Source organism: Bifidobacterium moraviense, from assembly GCF_012932365.1.
Classification (GTDB): domain Bacteria; phylum Actinomycetota; class Actinomycetes; order Actinomycetales; family Bifidobacteriaceae; genus Bifidobacterium; species Bifidobacterium moraviense.
This window is the reverse complement of the sequence record NZ_JAAIIH010000006.1, coordinates 18,818-40,482: the sequence shown is the minus strand read 5'-3', so window position 1 is coordinate 40,482 and position 21,665 is coordinate 18,818. Positions and strand designations below refer to the sequence as shown.

The window sequence follows — 21,665 nt, the reverse complement described above, 5'->3', positions numbered from 1 at the left end:
CGCTATCGCTTGATGATGCGATCCTCCGCCACGTCCTTGAGGTGCTTGCCGTACGGGCTCTTGCCATAGCGCTCCGCGGCCTCGAGCAACATGGCCTTGCTGATCCAGCCGTTCTCGTACGCGATCTCCTCGGCCACGGCGATGGGCAGGCCCTGCGCGCGCTGCACGGTGCGCACGAACTCGCCGGCCTCGTACAGGGAGTCCATGGTGCCGGTGTCCAGCCAGGCGTAGCCGCGGCCCAGCGTCTGCACGTGCAGCGAGCCGTCCTTCAGGTACATCTGGTTGAGGTCGGTGATCTCCAGCTCGCCGCGCGCGGAGGGACGCACCTGCTTGGCGAAGTCCACCACGCGGGAATCGTAGAAGTACAGGCCGGTCACCGCGTAGTTGGACGCGGGATGCTCGGGCTTCTCCACGATGCTCACCACGCGGCGTTTGTCGTCGAACTCCACCACGCCGTAGCGCTCGGGATCGTCCACGTAGTAGCCGAAGATCGTGGCGCCCACGCCGTTCTCCGCGTGGCGCACGGCGTCCTTGAGCTGCTTGCCCAGGCCGTTGCCGTAGAAGATGTTGTCGCCCAGCACCAGCGCGCACGGCTCGCCGTCGATGAACTCCTCGCCCAGGATGAACGCCTGCGCCAGACCGTCCGGGCTGGGCTGCACCTTGTAGGAGAACCGCACGCCGTACTGCGACCCGTCGCCCAGCAGACGTTCGAAGTTCGGCAGGTCCTTCGGCGTGGAGATGATGAGGATGTCGCGGATGCCGGCCATCATGAGCACGCTCAGCGGATAGTAGATCATCGGCTTGTCGTACACGGGCAGCAGCTGCTTCGACGTGACGGTGGTGAGCGGGTAGAGGCGGGTGCCGGAGCCGCCGGCCAGGATGATGCCCTTCATGGTTGCCGTCCTTGCGTTTCCTGATGGTTCGATGTGATGATGCGGCGCCTGCTGATCCAGCGCCTGCCGATTCGACGTGCGGTTTCAGCGCTTCGCGAGTTCCGCGCGCACGTACGCGCGCAGCGACTCCTCCCAGTCCGCGGGCGCGTACCCCGCGGCCGTGATCCTGCCCAGATCCAGCGCGGAGTGCGTCGGACGCGGTGCGACGGGCGCCTTCGCGGCGGCGAAGTACTCGGCCGTGGAGACCGGGCGCACCGCGTCGCCGTTGCCGTTCGTCAGGTCGAACACCGCGCGCGCGATGTCCGCCCAGCTCCTCACCGCGCCGGAGCCGGTCAGGTCGTACGTGCCGTACGGCGCCGCGGCATCCAGCAGATGGAAGATCGCCTCCGTCATGTCGCGCGTGAACGTGAGGCGGCCGAACTGGTCGTCCACCACGGTCACGTGGTCCAGCGCGTCCGACGGGTCCGCCGCGCGGTCGGACAGGGTCATCATCGTGCGCACGAAGTTGCGCCCCTCGCCGATCACCCAGCTCGAACGCAGGATGTAGTGCCTCGGCGTGTTCGCCACCGCGATGTCGCCCGCCGCCTTGGTCTGCCCGTACACGCCCAGCGGGGAGAACGCCTCGGTCTCGCTGTGCACCTCGGCGGTGCCGTCGAACACGTAGTCGGAGCTGACGTGCACCAGCGTGAGGTTGTGCTCCCGCGCCGCGCGCGCCAGCAGCGCCGGCCCCTGCGCGTTTGCCTTCCACGCGGCCGCGCGACCCTCCGGCGTCTCGGCGCGGTCCACGGCCGTGTACGCGCCGGCGTTGATGACGGTGCCATACAGGCTCCAGTCGAACCGGTCGTACGCGGCCGGGTCGGAGAAGTCGAACTCGTCGATGTCCGTGAACTCGAAGCCCTGCAGGCCGTGCGCGGCCACGTAGTCCCGGATCGCGCGACCCAGCTGCCCGTTCGCACCGGTCACCAGCGTGCGGCGCGGCGCCATCGGGCGCGCGTCGGCCAGCATCGGATGATGCAGGTCCGCCTCGGAACGCTCGGACTCCTCCAGCGGGATCGGCCATTCGATGCCGAGCTGCGGGTCCGCGAGGTTCACGAACGTGTAGGTCTTCTTCTGCTCCAGACTCCAGTGCGCGTTCACCAGATACGTGTACACCGTGCCGTCCCGCAGCGCCTGGAAGCTGTTGCCCACGCCGCGCGGCACGTAGATGGCGCGGCTCGGATCCAGCCTGGTGGTGTACACGCGCCCGAACGTCTCGCCCGGACGCAGATCCACCCACGCGCCGAAGATCTCACCGGTCGCGACGGAGATGAACTTGTCCCACGGCTCGGCGTGGATGCCGCGCGTCACGCCGCGCGAGGCGTTGTAGCTGATGTTGTTCTGCACCGGTCCGAAGTCCGGCAGGCCCAGCGCGGTCATCTTGGCGCGCTGCCAGTTCTCCTTGAACCAGCCGCGGTTGTCGCCGTGCACCGGCAGGTCGAACACCAGCAGTCCGGGGATGTTCGTCTCCGTGACGCTCAGTTCCTTCTCGAAGTCCATGTCGCTATCGCCTTTCCGTCCCGTCTTGTGCCGTGCCGTCCTGTGCCTTGCCGTTCCGCGTTGCGCCGCGCCGCGCTCACTGCCCCTGCGCCTTGTAGCGCGCCTCGGTGGCGGCCTTGGCGGGCTCCCACCACGCGCGGTTGTCCGTGTACCACGCGATGGTGCGCTCCAGGCCCGACTGGAAGTCGGTGTGCACGGGCCGCCAGCCGAGCTCGGTGCGCAGCTTCGTGGCGTCGATCGCGTAGCGGCGGTCGTGGCCCGGGCGGTCCCGCACCCAGTCGAAGTCGTCGGGGTCCCTGCCCATCACGGTCAGGATGTCGCGCAGCACGGTCAGGTTGTTGCGCTCGCCGTCGGCGCCGATCAGGTACGTCTCGCCGATGCGCCCCTGCGTGAGGATCGTCCACACCGCGCGGCTGTGGTCGTCGGTGTGGATCCAGTCGCGCACGTTCAGGCCGTTGCCGTACAGCTTGGGCCTGAGGCCGTCCAGGATGTTGGTGATCTGGCGCGGGATGAACTTCTCCACGTGCTGGTACGGGCCGTAGTTGTTCGAGCAGTTCGAGATGGTCATGCGCACGCCGAACGTGCGGTGCCACGCGCGCACCAGCAGGTCGGAGCTGGCCTTGGTGGAGCTGTACGGGCTGGACGGGTGGTACGGGGTCTCCTCGGTGAAGCGGTGCGGATCGTCCAGCGCCAGATCGCCGTACACCTCGTCCGTGGAGACGTGGTGGTAGCGCACGTCGTACTTGCGCGCGGCCTCGAGCAGGCGGAACGTGCCCTCCACGTTGGTGCGGAGGAACGGCTCGGGGTTCGCGATCGAGTTGTCGTTGTGCGACTCGGCGGCGTAGTGCACGATCGCGTCGTGCCCGGGGACGATCCTGTCGAGCAGTTCGGCGTCGCAGATGTCGCCGTGCACGAACTCCACGCGGTCGCCCAGCAGCGGGCGGATGTTCTCCAGATTGCCGGCGTACGTGAGCGCGTCCAGCACCGTGACGTGCACGTCCGGGTGGTTGTTGCGGACGTAGTGGACGAAGTTCGAGCCGATGAACCCGCAGCCGCCGGTCACGATGATGTTGTGGGGAACGAACGTCTCGTCGGGCATGTTGGTTTGGCTTCCTTGTGTGTAGAACTAACCGGGGTTCTCGGTCCCGGTTATGTGGATGCTCTCATTGTGCCACGTCTTTCCGGTCGACGGCGATCCGCGCGCACGGCATCGCGCCGCCGCATCGTCCGCACGCACCGTCGTCCCTCGCCGCACGACACCCCACGCCGCCGCGCTCCCGGGGTGAGCGTAGACTTGCGTAGCTTTCGATCCACGAAACGATCAAGGACGGCGGCGCATGGCATCACGGCTGGGCATCACGGGGGACAACAATCGCGGCGGCGCATCGCGCGCCCTCGGCAGCGCCGAGGCGTACGTGGACGGCCACCTGACGCGCCCCGCGCTCGCCTCGCTTGCCATCCTCACGTTCATCACGTTCGTGGGCAACTTCACGCAGCTGCAGCTCAGTCCCGCGCTGCCCACCATCGTGTCCGACTTCCACATCTCCGTGACCACCGGGCAGTGGCTCACGTCCATCTTCCAGCTCGTGATGGGCGTGATGGTCCCGCTCACCGCGTTCCTCACGCGCCGCTTCACCACGCGGCAGATCGTGCTCACGTCCATGGCGGTGTTCACCGTGGGCTCGCTGCTGGCGTGGCTTTCGCCGTCGTTCCTGCTCGTCATGGCCGGGCGTCTGCTCGAGGCCATCGGTACGGGCGTGATGTGGCCGGTGCTGCAGATCACCGTGTTCTCCATCTACCCGCTCTCGCGCCGCGGCACCGCGATGGGCACCGTGGGCATGGCGATGAGCGTGGCGCCGGCGCTGGGCCCCACGCTCGGCGGCGCGCAGACCGACACGTTCGGGTGGCGCTCCATATTCTTTTCCCTGACGGTGATCGGCGTGCTGTGTCTCACGCTCGCGTTCTTCGGGCTGCGCGACTTCGGCCGCGTGGACGCCTCCGCCAAGACCGACTTCTTCTCCGTGGGCCTTTCGGTGATCGGCTTCGGCGGGCTCATGTTCGGCTTCACCAACATCGAGGCGTATCCGTTCACGCATCCGATGGTGTGGCTGGTCACGCTCATCGGCGTGGCGGGCATCGCGTGGTTCGTGCTGCGGCAGGTGCGCGGGGCGCGGCGTCACGCGGCGGCCGAGGCGGCGGGCGACGACTCAGTGCAGCCTCCGCTGCTCGACCTTGGGGTGCTCAGGAACCGCAGCTTCACCGTGGGCACGATCTGCGCGGCGCTGAGCTTCTTCGCGTTCAGCTCGATCATGGTGATCATGCCGCTGTACATTCAGGACGACCGCGGCTTCTCCGCCACGATCAGCGGCCTGGTGATGATGCCCGGCGCGTTCGGCATGTGCATCTCGCAGTTCTTCGGCGGCAAGCTGCTCGACCGGCTCGGCGCGCGCCCGGTGGCGCTCACCGGCACCGTGGTGCTGCTGTTCGGCACCATCATGATGAGCCTGATCGGCACCGATACGTGGATCTGGTGGATCTCCATCTGGCAGTTCGTGCGCCAGATCGGCATGGGCTTCATCATCATGCCCATCACCACGTGGTCGCTCAACTGCCTGGAACCGGACGAGGTGTCCGCGGGGTCGGCGGTCACGAACACCGTGCGCCAGATCGCGGGCGCCATCGGCGCGCCGGTGCTCGTCATCCTCATGGAGACGCTCACCCGGCTGCACGGCGGCGACCACGTCCTCGCGAGCATCTTCGGCACCGAATGGACGCTGCGCGTAAGCGCCGGACTGGTGTTCGTGCAGCTGCTCATCGTGCTCTTCGGCGTCAAGGGCGCCGGCGCGGGGTCCACGCACGACGTGGTGCAGCGCGCACAGGCACGCGCCGCCCGCGTCCGCCGCGCGCGTCGCTGACGGTCCGACGGCACGCGGCGGGTTCGGATGTGCATACGGACGTTTCCGGGCCCAATTCCGTCCGTTTGCACATCCGCATACCGGCAACGGATGTGCATGCGGACATTCCGGAGGCCGATTCCGTCCGTTTGCACATCCGCATCGGAGCCCGGACGCCCATGCCGCATGATGTCGGCCACGGCGTCAGTCACGGCGTCAGTCACGGAATGAGCGAATCCAGTCCCGACGAACCATGGATTGAGCGAATCCAGTCCGGGAGCCGGCCAAAACAGGCGCCCCGGAACTCGATTCGCTCAATCCGCGAAATCGCCGCCGCACAATGAGCGGAATCAGTCCCGCGGGGAGACGGCAGCGGCAACGGAGCCGGAAGCGGCCGAGGAAGATCGCGAGCCACGAACCGCCGCAGCTCAGGCGCGCCCGGTGAGCGTCAGGAACACCAGCAGCACGTTCAGTGCGATGATGAGCACCGCCACGGCGATGAAGATCACGTGCTTGACCATGCCGTCCGCGTAGTCGCCCATGAGCTGCCGGTCGTGCGTGTAGCGCATCAGCGGCACGATGGCGAACGGGATGCCGATCGAGAGGATCACCTGCCCCACCACCAGCGCCATCGTCGGATTCGGCGCGAACCACAGCACCACCAGCGCCGGCACCAGCGTGACCACGCGGCACGCCCACATCGGCGCCTTGACGTGCAGCAGGCCGCGCATGATCTCCGCGCCCGCATACGTGCCCACCGACGTGGAGCTCAGCGACGAGGCCAGCAGGCCGATCGAGAAGATCACGCCGATGCCAGGGCCGAGCACCGAGACGATCGCGCGCTGCGCGCCCTCGATGGAATCCGTGCCCTGCATGCCGTACAGGCTGTTCGCGGCGATGAGCAGCAGCGACAGGTTCACCGTGCCGGCCAGCAGCAGCGCCCACACCACATCGATCTTCGATCCGTGCAGCAGCGTGCGGACGCTCGGCTTCTGCTCGCCGCCCGCGTAGTGGTCGTTGACCAGCGTGGAATGCAGGTAGATGGCGTGCGGCATCACGGTCGCGCCCAGCATCGAGGAGGCCATGAGCACCGAATCCGTGTCCGCGAAGCGCGGGATCATGCCGCCCAGCACGTCGCCCGGCGACGGCGGCGCTATGACGAGTCCCGCGATGAAGCCGAACGTGATGACCAGCAGCAGCGCGATCACGATCTTCTCGAACACGCGCTGCGTGCGCCCGCCCTCGAACATGAGCATCACCGTGGACACCGCGCCGATCACGCATCCGCCAACGAACAGCGGCAGGTTGAACAGCAGGTTCAGCGCGATCGCGCCGCCGATCACCTCCGCCAGATCCGTGGCGATGGCGATCACCTCGGCCTGCATGAAGAACATGAACCGGCCCGCATCGCTCATGCGCTCGCCCAGCAACTGCGGCAGCGACTTGCCGGTGACGATGCCCAGCTTGGCGGACTGGTACTGGATGAGCACGCTCATCGCGTTGGCGAGCACGAGCACCCACACCAGCAGGTAGCCGTAGCGCGCGCCGGACGTGATGTTCGCGGCCACGTTGCCCGGGTCCACATAGGCCACGGCCGCCACGAACGCGGGGCCCAGGATACTGGCGAGCGCATGGCCCTTGCGCTTGCCGTTCGCGCCGGCGCCGGTCCGCACGGCCTCGTGCGCGTGTCCGCGCTCCACGTCGATCTCCGCCTCGTGCCCGGCATGGCCCACCTGCACGCCGAGCTGCGGGAACTGCGTGGTCTCGCCGTCGGCGCTCGCGCCGGACGGCCAGTAGCTCGCGTAGTCGTCGTGCCCGCCGTGGCGCCGGCGGCCGAAGCCGGTGCCCGTGGGCGCCTTGGCGTCGAGCCACTTGCCCGCGCCGGGCTTGCCCTGTGCCGCGTCCCGCGTCGCGTTCTGCGCTGCGCCCGCCGCCTCGTCTGACGTCGCGGCCGTGCCGTTGCCGCTGTGCGATGCCATGCCGATGCCTGCCGTCGCCGATGCCGATGCCGTCGAATCGCCGTTCGTTCCCCTGTTGCCGCCGTTCACGGCCGCGTCGTCGCGCTCAATTGCCATATGCCGATGCGCTCCTCTTCGTTCTGTTCCGTGGCACGTTGTACCCCCGTCGCGCGACGAGCATGTTACCGCTCTCACCCTGCGACGCGGGACGCCCGGCCCACGTCGCGCACACATCCTGCGCCACGCGGAGCACCGACCCATCATCATGTGCACGTCGTGCGTCGTGCGTCACTCGGAGCGCCACCACCGTCACGCGGAGCGGACGCTCCCCGTGACGCACCACCGCAAAACCCCGGAATTTCAACGATTTAACCACTCGCGTCACATGGAGCGGACGCTCCGCGTGACGCAGATGCCGCTCCCGGTGACGCATGGGCCGGCCCACGTTGCGCGACATTGCGCGTCGCGACGAAAGCGGCGGCTACGAACGCGGCACGTCCTGCCCGGGGCACGCGTGCAGCACGCCCTGCATGGCCCGCTTCTCCGAGCCCGTCACGCTGAGCGCGTATTTGGCCTTGACGCCGATCTGCCGCGCCACGTACGCGCATCGGTACGCCTTGTCCGGCGGCAGCCAGTACGCGGCCGACGCGCTGCCCTTCTCCTCGTTGGTCGGTCCGTCCACGGCGAGCAGGTTGAGCGGGTCGTTGCCGAACTGGTAGCGCCGCGCCGTGTTCCATGCGCTCGCGCCCGACTTCCACGCGTTCTCCAGCGCCACCACGTGGTCGATCTGCACCGCCGCGCTGGTGCCTGCGCCGCGCGTGAACGCGATGGTCGCGCCGGTGTACGGGTCGTGCAGCGTACCGGACTTCACCTGGCATCCGCCGGGTTTGGTGAACGTCACGTCGGTCAGGTCTCGCGCCAGCACCGCCTCGCGCACGTCGCATCCGTCGCCATCATCGTCGGTCTGGCGGAATCCGAACGCGTCGCGGTCGTACGCGGACCCCGGGCGCGGATCGTCCACCACCGCGAGCGCGTTCAACGCATCCGCCGCGCCGCCCACGGCCGTGTACAGACCGGTGAGGCGCCCAATCGCCGGACTGAGCCTGGGCAGCGCGATGCCCACGATCACGCCGAGCGCCACGGCCGCCGCGAGCGCGATCGCCGCGCGTCCGCGCACGGTGGCGGTGAACGACGCGTTGCGGTAGCGGGCGTCGGCGCGCGAATCACGCCGCGGATTGCGCGGCTGGCCCCGATGCCGGCGTCGCGCCGCTTGGCGTGGTATGTGCGGTATGCGTGGTCGGTCAGGCATGGGCGCCCGATCAGGCGTACGAGAACGTCATCGGGTCGTGCCCCATGCGCCCGTCGCCGTCGAGCGCGTCGATCGCCGCATGCTCCTCGGGCGTGAGCGCGAAGCCGAACAGGTCGATGTTCTCGCGCTGACGCGCCGCGTGCGCCGACTTGGGGATGATGATCGTCCCGTTCTCCACGTGCCAGCGCAGGATCGCCTGCGCCGGGCTCACGCCGTGCGCGGCCGCGATGCGTTCGATCGTGCCGTCGCCGGCCGCCAGATCCTTGCCGCGCGCCATCGGCGAGTACGCCTCCACCGCGATGCCGTGTGCCTTGCAGAACGCCACCGTCTCGCGCTGCTGCCACGTGGGATGGATCTCCAGCTGGTTGATCGCCGGCCAGTCGCCGGTCTCGTCGTGCAGACGCTCCAGATGCTCAGGCAGGAAGTTGCACACGCCCAGCGTGCGGATGCGGCCCTCGTTGCGCAGCTTCCTCATGGCCTTCCAGCTCACGTCGCTGCGCCAGTCGAACGGCGTGGGCCAGTGGATCATGTACATGTCCACGTAGTCGAGCCTGAGGAGCCCGATCTGACGGTCGAACGCCTTGAGCGTGGAGTCGTAGCCCTGCTCGGAGTCGCGCAGCTTCGTGGTGACCCACAGGTCGCGGCGACGCTCGCCCGTGGTCCATCCGCCGGCCTCGAGCGCGCGGCCCACGCCGCCCTCGTTGTTGTAGCCCGCGGCGCCGTCGATGTGGCGGTATCCGGCGGCCAGCGCGGATTCGACCACCGGGGTGACGCCCTCGTCGTCGATGCGCAGCACGCCCAGTCCCACCTGCGGGATGCGGTTGCCGTCCGCCAGTTCGATCATCGGGACCTTGGCGGCGTCCTTGTCCAGTTCGCTCATGTTCGCTCCTCGCTCTGTTGCTGCGTGTTCTGCGTGTTCTGCGTGTTCTGCCTGTCAGCTTCTGCCGGTCTTCTGTTCGTCGGCCCCTGCCTGTCAGCGGTAGTCGACGTCCCACGTGATGTGGCGCTCGTGCTTGAGGAAGTGCCATGCGGAGACGCGGTCGGCGTCCGTGTCGCCCATGAGCGCGCGCACGGCCAGCGCGGTCTGCGCGCCGAACGGCAGCGCGGCGAAGTGCGCGTACGAATCCCAGCCGTCCTCGGCCTCGGTGCGTGCGTCGTGGTCGTCGGTGTAGCCGTAGCCGGCCGCGTTCGACCAGCCGAAGAAGCACAGGCCCCACGCCTTGTGCTCGTTGAGCTCATGCTCGAAGGCGTCCGCGGCGGCCAGATCCTCCGCGGTGGCGCCGTACGACTTCGCGCGGGCGTCGGCCAGCTCGCGCCAGTTCTCGGGGACCTCGGCGGGGCGCGCGATCGAGTGCGGCAGGTCCTCCTCGGCCACGATGCGCATCGGGGTGCCGCTCGTCACGCCCTCCAGCAGCAGGCCCAGATCGCGCGCGGGGGCGTTCGGCGGGATGTTCGCCAGCACGTCGGCGAGGCGGCTGCGGCGCGCCTCCTTGCCCGCGGTCGTGCCCGTGCCGGTGCTCTGTTCGTGCTGTTCGCGCTCGCTCATGTGCGCTCCTTGGTCTGTTCGTGGTCTGGTTCGTGATCGTCGTGGTTGGGGCGTGGTCGCGGTCGCGGTCGTCGCAGGCGCACGGCCGCGTCGGCACGTCGTGCGCGTCGCGACCGCCGCGCCATGTGCCGACGTCGCATCGCACGACGTCGGCGCGATGCACGATCGGTACCTGACGCGACGCCTGACGCGCTCGCCGTTCGACGTCGCCGCATCGTCGTACGCGCCATATGACGATCGACGCGCCGCGTGCCGGGCGTCGGACCCCGGGCTCCGACGTGTCCGCCCATGCTCTGGGCCGATTATATGTCGGGCGACCAACCTGAACCGTGCCGACGACCGGCTACGAACGGCGCCCGGGATGCCCGTGGAACCAACGCCGGGCATCGTTCGACATCATCCGCATCCGCGCGCGTCTTCCGGTCGCCGGTCGGTCGCCGCCCCTCCCGGGCAAGCGAAGCCTCGGGTTTTATCAGAATCGGCGGAATCACGCCACCGGCATCCGAAACCCGGGCCTTCCCTTGCCGAACGCGAACCCCGATCATCGGTCCTTGGGCACGCGAACGGCCGGGTTTCCTCATCGGCCGTTGGAATGACGCCGATCCGCCCGAAACCCGGGCCTTCCCTTGCCGGATGTGCACCCATCCCAGCAAACGAAGAGCCTAGTTTTCCCAGAATCGGCGGAATGACGCCACCGGCATCCAAAACCCGGGCCTTCCCTTGCCGAACGCAGACTCCGGCCGCCGGTCTTCAGGCAAACGAAGGACCGAGTTTCCCCGAAATCGGCGGAATCACGCCACCGTCCGCCAAAACTCGGGCCTTCGCTTGCTGAGAGTCGTGTCGACGCGCGGCGCACGACGTGCCGCGGTGCACACGACGTGCCGCGGCGCGTACGACGCACACGACGCGCACGACGCGCTGCGCACGCCGGCTCCACGCGCACGACGCGCTGCGCACACCGGCTCCACGCGCACGACGTTCCACGCGAACGACGCCCCGCGCGCTAGCACGGATCGCCCCGAAAAACAAGTAGTGACTTTCGCCCGCCGACCGCCTACTGTGCTGAATCAGGTGTGGCCGAGGCCCGTCGTCGAACGGCGCCGCGGCCCGATTCCCGTACGAACAACGCAATCCAGCGAAAGCGAACGAACGATCATGACCAACAGCACCACGCCCTCCGCCGCAACGCAGGCAACGTCCGCGACCCCCGAGCAGCCCGCCAAGCCCGGCCGCCTCGGCACGCGCGACTACATCTTCATCGGCGTGTACACCGTCCTGTACTTCGTGCTCATCTGCGTGGCCGCGATGATCGCGAACCTCATCCCCGGCGGCCAGCTGTTCATGGGCCTCGCCTGCGGCATCCTGGGCGGCGTGCCGTACATGCTCGTGCTCATGAAGTCCCGCAACTTCGGCGCGGTGACGATCGTGGGCGTGCTGCTCGCGCTCATCATGGGCGTCATCCACGGCAACTGGTACACCATCGTCACCGCCGTGGTGGCGGGCGTGGCGGCCGACCTCATCGCGCGCGCCGGCGGCTACCGCAAGCTCGGCCTCAACATCGTCTCGGCGGGCGTGTTCAACCTGTGGAACCTCGGCCTGTTCCTGCCGTTCTACATCGGGCGCAACGACTACCTCGCCGCGATGGCCGCGAAGAAGGGCGCCGAATGGGCCGACGGCATGGCGAACCTGTTCCCCACGTGGATGCTTCCGGTGATCGTCCTCATGGGCGTGGCGGGCGGCCTGATCGGCGCGTGGATCGCCAAGCTGCTCATGCGCAAGCACTTCCAGCGCGCGGGACTGGTCTGATCCGCGCGATCCGCGCTCCGCGCCGCATCGCACAGTCGCACAGTCGCCTAGTCGCACCGCATAGTCTCACCACACAATCGCACCGCATGATCGCATGAACTTCGCCACCTCCTCCTACCGCGGCATCCTCAGGTTCGATCCGCGCACCAAGATCCTCTTCACGCTCACCGTGGGCGCGTTCTGCCTGACGCTGCTCGGCGGCAACTCGGCCACGGCCGGCGCGATCCGCTGGGCGCTCACGGCCGTCTCGTTCCTGCTGCTCGGCGTGTGCGGCCGCGTGCGAGCGGCGGCGTGCTTCGCGCTGATGCTCGCGGCGTCGTATGCGCTGGCCGAGTGGGCGCTGCCGCACGTGGGCGGGTTCCTGGGCTGGTTCATCTACGCGGGCATCGGCATGACCACGCAGACGCTGCCCAGCGCGGTGGCCGCGTACTGGCTGCTGTTCACCACCACGGCGGACGAGCTGATCGCCGCGCTGCAGCGGGCGCACGTGCCGCAGGCGGTAACGATCCCGCTCGCGGTGATGTTCCGCTTCTTCCCGACCGTGACGGCCGAAGCGCGGCAGATCAACGACGCGATGCGCATGCGCGGCGTGCACGTGGGCGGCGGCAAGGCGTCGGAGATGTTCGAGTACCGCGTGGTGCCGATGGTGACGAACTCGGTGAAGATCGCGGACGAGCTGAGCCAAGCGGCGTTGACGCGCGGACTCGGCGCCTCGCCCACGCGCACGAGCATCGCGCGCATCGGGTTCGGCTGGGCCGACGCGCTGCTGATCGCGGGCTGCGCGGCATGCTTCGGCGCACTGGCGTGCGTGGGATTCGGGGTGCTGGCATGACACTCAGAAGAAGGGACCCGACTTCTGAGTGTCCTCGGCGGGAAGACACGCTCCGGCGGCGGGGAACAACGGCCATATTGCAAGGATCGTTCCGCGCGTCCGCGGGCTGCTATCCGGCATGGACACTCAGAAGAAGGGTCCCTTCTTCTGAGTGCGCCCCTCGCGCGCAAGAGAGGATACTTTCTGCCGATGAACTCTGGTTTCTTGCGGCGTTCGCGTCCGTCGCGTGCCATCATCGACCCGATGTCCCGCTTCGGAAAGGTCTGACCGCATGATTCGCTTCGATCACGTCTCCTTCGAGTACGCGGGCGGCATGCACGCCGGCGTCACGGACCTCGACTTCCGCATCCATGCCGGCCAGACCGTGCTGCTGTGCGGCGACTCCGGCTGCGGCAAGACCACCGTGACCCGTCTCATCAACGGCCTTGCGCCGCACTACTTCGACGGCACGCTCACCGGCCGCGTCACCGTGGCGGGCCTCGACACCGCGAACGCCTCGGGAGGGCTCGCGGGCATCGCGCAGCACGTGGGCTCGGTGTTCCAGAACCCCAAGAGCCAGTTCTTCACGCTCGACGTGACCGGCGAGCTGGCGTTCGCCTGCGAGAACTTCCGCATGCCGCCGGCTGAGATCCGCGAGCGCATCGGCGCCGTGGCGCGCGACTTCCACATGGAGGACCTGCTGGGCCGGCCCATCACGGCGCTGTCCGGCGGGCAGAAGCAGAAGGTGGCGTGTGCCTCGGTCTCCACGGCCGGCCCGGACGTGCTGGTGCTGGACGAGCCGAGCAGCAATCTGGACGCGCGCGCCATCGAGGATCTGCGCGGCATCGTGGCGCTGTGGAAGCGGCAGGGCAAGACCGTGGTGATCGCGGAGCATCGCCTGTACTGGCTGGACGGGCTCGTGGACCGCGCGCTGTATCTGCGCGACGGCCGGCTCGAGCGCGAGATGAGCGGCGACGAGCTGCGCGCGCTGTCCGACGACGAGCGGCTCGGGCTGGGGCTGCGTCCGGTGCGCGCCGAGCAGATCGCGGCGCAGGCGGCGGCGATGATGCGTTCGGCGGATGCGGCGCAGACCCCGGACATGACCGACGCGGCGGAGACGCCGAACGCGCCGGGCGTGCCCGATGGAACGATTGCGGCGGTCGCGACGCGCACGAACGCCGCGACCGATACGCCGACGCCCTCCCGCGGCGACTACGTCGTCGACCGCTTCTCCTACACGTACCGACGCGCCAAGGCGCCGACGCTGAGCGTCGACCGCGCCACGCTGCCCGCGGGCCGCGTCACCGCGGTCACCGGCTTCAACGGCGCCGGCAAGTCGACGTTCGTGCGCTGCCTGCAGGGGCTGGACCGGCGCTGCAAGGGCGATCTGGTGACGCCGCCTCCCGATTCCCGCGCGCTCAACCGCAAGGCGCGTCTGAAGGCCTGCTTCACCGTGCTGCAGGACGTGAACTGCGAGCTGTTCACCGAGTCGGTGCTCGACGAGGTGCTGCTGGCCATGCCGGAGCGCGGCGACCGCGATGGGCAGCAGGACGCCGACGCCGCACCCGCAGAATCCGCCGCATCCGCAGAATCCGCGCGCGAGCAGGCCGCCCGCGGCATCCTCGCGCGCCTCGACCTGGCCGACGTGGCCGACCGGCATCCGCTGTCCCTCTCCGGCGGGCAGAAGCAGCGCGTGGCGATCGCCGCGGCGCTGGCGTCCGCGCGCGGCATCATCATCTTCGACGAGCCGACCAGCGGCCTCGACATGCGCCACATGCGTCAGGTGGCCGGGCTGCTGCGCGGGCTCGCGGCGAGCGGGCGCACGGTCGTGGTGGTGACGCACGACCCGGAGTTCGCGCTGTGCGTGGCCGACGACGTGCTCACCATCGACCACGGGCGTGCGGTCGACGCCTACCCGCTGCGCGTCGCGAACGCCGCGGACCCTGCTCACGACCGACGCGATCCGCACGACGTCCTCGACGCCGCGAACGCCCGGCGTCTGGTGCGCGCGCTCACCGCCCGCACCGCGTCCGTCGCGGCAGACGCAGCGTGACGCGCCGCACTCGTCGTGTACCCCGCACCGTCGTGCACCCCACATCCGCCGCGTACCCCGCACCCGTCGCGCGCCCCGCGCCGCACCCGTCCAACCGTCCGCCCCGCTTTTTGTAGGATTCGGCAACCCCGAATCGGACGATCGGGCCTAGAGTGATCACATTGGAACCATGTGCCGCGCGACGCCCGCACCCCGCCGCCGTCGCCGCACCCGAGCCCGGTCACGCATCCGAACGCCCGAGCCCGATCCCGGCCGCGCCTCGCCGCGGACACACGGACCACACGGACAGGAGTCACGCAATGCTTCAGGAATACACCACGCCCGGCGAGTCGATCACCGTGGCCGACGACGAGACGATCTTCAGCCTGCTCGCCGACCGTCTGGAACGCACCGGCGCGGACACGGTGATCGCCAGCCGCAAGACCGGTCCCGGCAGCTGGGCGAACATCACCACCGGCGAGTTCCATCATCTGGTGCGCGAGGCCGCGAAGGGCTTCATGGCGTTCGGCATCGAGCGCGGCGACGCGGTGACGATCTTCTCCTCCACGCGCTGGGAATGGGGCGTGCTCGACTTCGCGCTGGCGGCGATCGGCGCCGTGAGCGTGCCGATCTACGACACCGACTCCGCCGCGCAGGCGCAGCGCATCCTCAACGACTCGAACGTGAAGCTGGCCATCGCGGACGACGAGGAGCGCTTCCACCGCCTGTACACGGTGATGGATCAGTGCCCCGCGCTGCGCCGCATCCTCATGCTCGACAACAACGCGATGGGCGCGCTGCAGGGGCTGGGCGCGTCGGTCACGGACATCGAGCTCAACCGCCGCATCGCCGCCGGCCGCGCGGACGACCTCGCCACGATCGTGTACACGTCCGGCTCCACGGGCGCGCCCAAGGGCGCCGAGCTGACGCACCGCAACTTCGTCTCGATCGTCAAGGCCGCGAGTCTGGCGCTGCACGAGATGATCACCGACGACCATCCGCGCCTGCTGCTGTTCCTGCCGCTCGCGCACTGCTTCGCGCGCTTCATCCAGTACGCGTCCATCGCCTCGGACGACGGCGTGGTGGGCTATCTGCCGGACACGCGCTCGCTGCTGCCGGACCTGCGCTCGTTCCAGCCGACGTACCTGCTGGGCGTGCCGCGCGTGTTCGAGAAGGTGTACAACGCGGCGTCGCGCAAGGCCGGCTCGGGCTGGAAGGGACGCCTGTTCGCCAAGGCCGCGGCCGCGGCGATCGCGTGGTCGCGCACCGAACAGGCGGGCGAGCGTCCCACGGCGAAGCAGGTGGCGGAGCGCGCGATGTTCGAGACGACCGTGTATCGCACGGTGCGCGGGGCTCTGGGCCCGAGGATCCGCTACGTGGCGTGCGGCGGCGCGCCGCTCTCGCTCGATCTGGCGCACTTCTTCAACGGCATCGGGCTGCCGATGATCCAGGGCTACGGCATGACGGAGACCGCGGCGCCGTTCGCCGCCACGCGCGTCACGGACAACGTGATCGGCACGGTGGGCCAGCCCGCGCCCGGCTCCTCGGTGCGCATCGGCGAGGGCGGCGAGCTGCAGGTCAAGGGGCCGAACGTGTTCCGCGGCTACCACAACCTGCCCGCCAAGACGGCCGAGGCGTTCACGTCCGACGGGTGGCTCAGGACCGGCGATCTCGCGACGATCGACGACGACGGGCGCATCACGATCACCGGGCGCATCAAGGACATCATCATCACGGCGGGCGGCAAGAACGTGTCGCCGATCCCGCTGGAGGAGGAGATCGCCAAGTGCCCGATCGTGGAGCACGCGGTGGTGGTGGGCGACCAGCGCCCGTTCATCGGCGCGCTGGTGACGCTCGACCCGGAGGGGCTGGCCGCGTGGTTGCCGACGCGCAAGCTGCCGGCGGACATGCCGCTCGAGGAGGCGGCCGCGAACGACGAGGTGCGCGCGGAGATCCAGACGTACGTGGACCGCGCCAACGCGACGGTCTCGCGCGCCGAGTCCGTGCGCAAGTTCGTGGTGCTGCCCGTGCAGCTCACGCAGGACAACAAGTGCCTCACGCCGTCGCTCAAGGTGGTGCGTCCGGCCGTGAACCGCGTGTTCGCGGACGTGATCGACCGCGATCTGTACGCCGGCAAGCGCTGAGTCGGCACGCCGTCCGGAACCACACCCAGGACCATCGTCGGATGTGCATCCGGACGACGAGACGACGAATATCGTCCGAAACCACACCCGGAACCGTCATCGGATGTGCATCCGGACGGACGACGGAACGGCGAATATCGTCCGAAACCACACCCGGGACCATCGTCGGATGTGCATCCGGACGGCGGACACGTCCGAAGCACGTCCGAAGCACGTCCGAAAACGCGGCAGGGGCCCGACTCCGCAATGGAATCGGGCCCTGCCCATGCATGCGTCGCGTTACGCGACGGGCCGGCAGCATCCGGCGCACCGCGTCAGCCCGCTAGCGCACCGGTGCCGATACCGGCTCAGTGCTGGTTGTTGAGACGGTGGTACATCTCGGACAGCTGCAGTTCCTTCTCGAACTGACGAGCGTCGGTCTTGTCGTCGATCACGGCGAGCTCCACGCCAGCCATGCGAGCGAAGTCCTCCCAAGCCTCGCGGCCCACGGAGGTGGTCATGCAGGTGTGGTGCGAACCACCGGCGGTGATCCAGCACTGCACGGCGGTCTTCAGGGACGGCTGCGGCTTCCACACGGCGCGGGCGCACGGCAGCTCCTTGAGGGAGCCCTGCGGCTCGACGACGTCCACGACATCCATGAGCAGACGGAAGCGCTCGCGCTCGTCGGCCATGGAGACCACGACGGCGTCCTTCTTCGGCTTGCCGGAGAAGACCAGACGCACCGGGTCGGCCTTGCCACCGATGCCCAGCGGGTGGATCTCCAGCTTCGGCTTCGCGATGGTGCCGATGGCCGGGGAGACCTCGAGCATGTGGGAGCCCATGTCAAGCTCGTTGCCCTCGGTGAAGTTGTAGGAGTAGTCCTCCATCAGGGAAGCGCCGCCCTCAAGGCCGTAGCCCATCACGGCGCCGATGCGCACCAGCACGGAGGTCTTCCAATCGCCCTCGGCCGAGAAGCCCCAGCCGTACTCAGCGGGGAAGCGCTGCGGGCCGACGCCCGGCAGCTGCGGCAGAGCGCCCAGATCCTCGAAGTTGTCGATGCCGGCGGTGCAGCCGTTCTCGCGCATCATGTTGACCATCGCGGCCTCTTCCTTGGCGGCGATGAACAGGGAATCGTACTTGGCGTCCAGCAGAGCCGGATCAACGTCGTACTTGGCCTTGTAGTCCTCGATGAGAGCCTTGACCTGATCGTCCTTCACCTTGTCGTAGGCGGCGACGAGCTCGTTCACGGCCCAGGTGTTGATGGAGGCGCCGAACACGCGCTCGGCCTCGGTCTTGTCGCCCTCGGTGACGGCGACGTTACGCATGTTGTCGCCCCAACGCATGACCTTCATGTTGTTGGACGCATCCCAGCCGGCGCAGGCGCGAGCCCAGGTGCCGATCTTGGCGGCAACCTCAGGGTCGGTGTAGTGGCCGACGACGATCTTGCGCTGGATGCCGAGACGGGACACGATGTAGCCGAACTCGCGGTCGCCGTGGGCGGCCTGGTTCAGGTTCATGAAGTCCATGTCGATGGTCTCCCACGGGATCTCCTTGTGGTGCTGGGTGGCCAGCTGCAGCAGCGGCTTGGTCAGCACTTCGAGACCGCGGATCCACATCTTCGCCGGGGAGAAGGTGTGGCACCAGGCGATGACGCCGATGACGTTCGGGTTGGCGGAGGCTTCGACCATGAACTGCTTGACGCCGTCGGAGGACTTCAGCGTGGGCTTGAGGACGATCTTGGCCGGGATCACGCCGGTCTTGTTGAGGTAGTCGACCATCTCAGCAGAGTGGGCGGCAACCTGACGCAGGGCTTCCTCACCGTAGAGGTCCTGCGAACCGACGCCGAACCAGATTTCCTTGCCCTCGAAGGGGTTTTCCATTGCCATGATTGGCTCCTTTGACTTCATTGTGGTGGTGTTAAGTTATAAATCTTTGGGTGCGGGGCTGGCGGGAGGGCCGGTTTGGGGCTCCCCTCAGTCAGCTTCGCTGACAGCTCCCCTCAGTGAGGGGAGCCTAGGGAAACTGCGCGTCGCAAGGCGCTCCGCGTCTCCGCTCAGTGCTGACCGTAGACGTTCTGGTAGCGGTCGTTGAGCTTGTCGATGTCCGCCTGCGGGATCTCGATGATGTCGCCGAGCTGCTTGGCGGCCCACATGGTGTGTGCGACTTCCTCGGTCATGGCGGCGGCCTTGACGGCGGCTTCCGCGTCCTTGCCGATGGTGAAGGGGCCGTGGTTCTGCATGAGGACGGCCGGGGACTTCGGGTACTTCTTGAGGGTCTCGACGACGCCCTTGCCGATGGCTTCGGAGCCGATGAGGCGGAACGGGCCGACCGGCACCGGGCCGCCGAACTCGTCGCCCATCATGGTCAGGCCGCAGGGGATGTTCTGGCCGGTGGCCGCCCACGCGGTGGCGTAGGTGGAGTGGGTGTGGACGACGCCGTAGACGTCGGGCATGTTGCGGTAGATGTAGGCGTGGGAGGCGGTGTCGGAGGACGGGGCCTCGGTGCCGTCGACGACGTTGCCGTCGAGATCGCACACGACCATGGAGCCGGGGGTGAGGTACTCGTAGCGCACGCCGGAGGGCTTGATGACGAAGAGGTCGGCGGTGCGCAGGCGCTGGGAGACGTTGCCGGCGGTCCAGACGACCAGATTCCACTTGATGAGCTGCTCGTGCAGGGTGGCGACGACCTCGCGCACCTGCTTGACCTCGGCCCTGACTTCGGGACCGTAATCAGCCAACGTTGCCATGATGGGCTACCTTTCTGACGGTGGTTGTTCGATTGTTGGGTTGTTGTTCGTAAAAAGGTTCCGGGATCCGGAGGCTCACTTGCTTTCCAGATCGATGTTGCGGATTGCGCTCTTCTCGATGGCGAGGCCGGCCTGGAAGCGGGCGAAGAAGTTCTCGAAGCCTTCCACGTCCTTCGGGTCGGGCTGCTCGGTGGTGGACTCGGCGTCCTTGAAGACGCGCTGGTCGAGGTAGTCGGCCAGCGGCCACGGGGTGTGCCACAGGTAGTCGGCGAGCACGGCCATGCCCCAGGCGCCGCCCTCGGCCGCGGTGGACATCACCTTGATCGGGGTGTCGAACGCGGCGGCGAGGATCTTCTGCGCGACCTTCGGCGTGGTGAAGATGCCGCCGTGGCCCACGAGGGAGTCGATCTTGACCTCCTCGTCCTTGGTCATGACGTCCATGCCGATCTTGACCGGGGAGAAGGCGCTGAACAGCTGGGCGCGCATGAAGTTCGCGAGGTTCATGTGGGCTTCGGGGCTGCGGGCGAAGAGCGGACGGCCCTCCTCGAGGCCGGCGAGGAATTCGCCGGAGCGGAACGGGTAGTTGATGAGGCCGCCGCAGTTGGCGTCCGCCTGGTCGCTGATGGCCGCGCGGAACAGGGTGCCGTAGAGGGCGCCGGTGCTCACGGGCTGGTCGATGGCCTTGGCGAAGTCGCCGAACAGGCCCACCCAAGCGTTGAGGTCGGAGGTGAAGTTGTTGGCGTGGCTCATGCCGGCCAGATCGCCGGCCGGGGTGGTGACGAGGTCCACTTCCGGGTGCAGGCGGGCGAGCTTCTTCTCCAGAACGACCATCGCGAAGATGGAGGTGCCGGCGGAGACGTTGCCGGTGCGCACGCGCACGGAGTTGGTGGCCACCATGCCGGTGCCGGCGTCGCCTTCCGGCGGGGCCAGCACGATGCCGGGCTTGAGGTAGCCGTCCACGTCGAGGAGCTTGGCGCCTTCCTCGGTGAGCTCGCCGGCCGGGGTGCCCGCCACGAGCGGGGTGGGCAGGAGGTCCTCGATCTTCCACGGCTGGGAGGCGATCTCGGGCAGCGCGTCGAACTTGCGCAGGAACTCGGCCTCGTAGGTCTTGGTGGTGGGGTCGATCGGGAACATGCCGGAGGCGTCGCCCACGCCGAGCACCTTCTTGCCGGTGAGCTTCCAGTGGACGTAGCCGGCGAGCGTGGTGATGAAGTCGACCTTGGAGACGTGCTCCTCCTTGTTGAGCACGGCCTGGTAGAGATGCGCCACGGACCAGCGCTCGGGGATGTTGTACTGGAACAGGTCGGAGAGCTTGAGGTGCGCCTCGTGCGTGTTGGTGTTCTGCCAGGTGCGGAACGGGACGAGCTGCTCGCCGTCCTTGTCGAACGCGAGGTAGCCGTGCATCATGGCGGAGAAGCCGATGTGCCCGATGCGGGTCAGACGCTCGCCGTACGCGTTGTAGACATCGTTGGCCATGGCGGCGTACGCCACCTGCAGGCCGTGCCACACCTCGGCGAGGTCGTAGCTCCACAGGCCGTCCACGAGGTGGCTGGCCCACTGGTAGTCGCCGGACGCGATGGTGCGGTACTGATCGTCGATGAGCACCGCCTTGATGCGGGTGGAACCGAACTCGATGCCGAGGGACGTGCGTCCGCCGCGGATCTTCTCGGCGAACTCCTGAGGCGAAACCTCGCTGCTGGCAGCCATGTGCAACTCCTTGTCGCGAATCTTGGTGTGTGGCGTAATCGTCTGTGTGGTCGTGTTGCTTCGTATGTGCCGGCCGGTCGCCGCTAGGCGCGGTGCCTGCCGGGCCACGAGCGGACCAGTGGGTCGTGCACGGACGGTCGCGAGGCGCTGCGCGCGTTCGCGTTGTGTACGTTCACAAGCCACCGGGCACCCGGTGCGGATGCGTCGGCGAAGGCCGGGGTTCCAACCGTTCGCCGTGCATCCATCGGTATCAATCTCCATTAATTGAGCGTCTGCGCGAGGCTCTGTTGTGAGCGCTCACATC

15 protein-coding genes are annotated in these 21,665 nt (G+C 68.3%); 5 read left to right on the top strand and 10 right to left on the bottom strand.

Going from position 1 to position 21,665, the window contains the following annotated elements; translation table 11 throughout:
- Positions 1-2: 2 nt before the first annotated feature.
- From rfbA to rfbB, 3 genes are all read right to left on the bottom strand, one after another.
- On the bottom strand, positions 3-893 hold the full coding sequence (gene rfbA, locus G1C96_RS05375) for a glucose-1-phosphate thymidylyltransferase RfbA (protein ID WP_169275630.1): 891 nt from the start codon (positions 891-893) through the stop codon (positions 3-5).
- Positions 894-977: 84 nt separating this feature from the next.
- A complete protein-coding gene (locus G1C96_RS05370; protein ID WP_169275629.1) occupies positions 978-2,429 on the bottom strand; it encodes a sugar nucleotide-binding protein in 1,452 nt (483 codons plus the stop codon).
- A 76-nt stretch (positions 2,430-2,505) separates the two neighbouring features.
- A complete protein-coding gene (gene rfbB, locus G1C96_RS05365) occupies positions 2,506-3,528 on the bottom strand; it encodes a dTDP-glucose 4,6-dehydratase (protein ID WP_169275628.1) in 1,023 nt (340 codons plus the stop codon).
- A gap of 238 nt (positions 3,529-3,766) precedes the next feature.
- Here rfbB and G1C96_RS05360 point away from each other — a divergent pair, with 238 nt between their 5' ends.
- Entirely contained in the window at positions 3,767-5,344 is a 1,578-nt protein-coding gene (locus G1C96_RS05360; protein WP_169275627.1) for an MDR family MFS transporter, read from the top strand.
- A 407-nt stretch (positions 5,345-5,751) separates the two neighbouring features.
- On the opposite strand, the gene G1C96_RS05355 is transcribed toward G1C96_RS05360, so the two are convergent.
- From G1C96_RS05355 to G1C96_RS05340, 4 genes are all read right to left on the bottom strand, one after another.
- Entirely contained in the window at positions 5,752-7,062 is a 1,311-nt protein-coding gene (locus G1C96_RS05355; RefSeq protein WP_169275669.1) for an Nramp family divalent metal transporter, read from the bottom strand.
- Positions 7,063-7,762: 700 nt separating this feature from the next.
- Positions 7,763-8,590, bottom strand: a complete 828-nt coding sequence (locus G1C96_RS05350) for an HNH endonuclease family protein (protein WP_169275626.1) — start codon at positions 8,588-8,590, stop codon at positions 7,763-7,765.
- Positions 8,591-8,600: 10 nt separating this feature from the next.
- Positions 8,601-9,470, bottom strand: a complete 870-nt coding sequence (locus G1C96_RS05345) for an aldo/keto reductase (protein WP_169275625.1) — start codon at positions 9,468-9,470, stop codon at positions 8,601-8,603.
- Between the two features lie 93 nt (positions 9,471-9,563).
- A complete protein-coding gene (locus tag G1C96_RS05340) occupies positions 9,564-10,136 on the bottom strand; it encodes a hypothetical protein (RefSeq protein ID WP_169275624.1) in 573 nt (190 codons plus the stop codon).
- A 1,155-nt stretch (positions 10,137-11,291) separates the two neighbouring features.
- Here G1C96_RS05340 and G1C96_RS05335 point away from each other — a divergent pair.
- The 4 genes from G1C96_RS05335 (at position 11,292) to G1C96_RS05320 (ending at position 16,929) form a co-directional block, all read left to right on the top strand.
- The gene (locus G1C96_RS05335) at positions 11,292-11,942 is read left to right on the top strand and encodes an MptD family putative ECF transporter S component (RefSeq protein ID WP_169275623.1); all 651 of its coding nucleotides are present in this window, start codon (positions 11,292-11,294) and stop codon (positions 11,940-11,942) included.
- A 94-nt stretch (positions 11,943-12,036) separates the two neighbouring features.
- Positions 12,037-12,774, top strand: coding sequence for an energy-coupling factor transporter transmembrane component T (locus G1C96_RS05330; RefSeq protein WP_169275622.1), 738 nt, complete (start codon positions 12,037-12,039; stop codon positions 12,772-12,774).
- Positions 12,775-13,045: 271 nt separating this feature from the next.
- A complete protein-coding gene (locus tag G1C96_RS05325; RefSeq protein WP_169275621.1) occupies positions 13,046-14,806 on the top strand; it encodes an ABC transporter ATP-binding protein in 1,761 nt (586 codons plus the stop codon).
- Positions 14,807-15,105: 299 nt separating this feature from the next.
- The gene (locus G1C96_RS05320; RefSeq protein ID WP_169275620.1) at positions 15,106-16,929 is read left to right on the top strand and encodes an AMP-dependent synthetase/ligase; all 1,824 of its coding nucleotides are present in this window, start codon (positions 15,106-15,108) and stop codon (positions 16,927-16,929) included.
- A gap of 347 nt (positions 16,930-17,276) precedes the next feature.
- On the opposite strand, the gene araA is transcribed toward G1C96_RS05320, so the two are convergent.
- The 3 genes from araA to G1C96_RS05305 all read right to left on the bottom strand — a co-directional run bounded on the left by araA (position 17,277) and on the right by G1C96_RS05305 (position 21,361).
- A complete protein-coding gene (gene araA / locus G1C96_RS05315; RefSeq protein WP_169275619.1) occupies positions 17,277-18,794 on the bottom strand; it encodes an L-arabinose isomerase in 1,518 nt (505 codons plus the stop codon).
- 167 nt (positions 18,795-18,961) lie between these two features.
- Complete coding sequence (locus G1C96_RS05310) at positions 18,962-19,654, bottom strand: L-ribulose-5-phosphate 4-epimerase (RefSeq protein ID WP_169275618.1); 693 nt, start codon at positions 19,652-19,654, stop codon at positions 18,962-18,964.
- A 75-nt stretch (positions 19,655-19,729) separates the two neighbouring features.
- Entirely contained in the window at positions 19,730-21,361 is a 1,632-nt protein-coding gene (locus G1C96_RS05305) for a xylulokinase (protein WP_169275617.1), read from the bottom strand.
- Positions 21,362-21,665 lie beyond the last annotated feature (304 nt).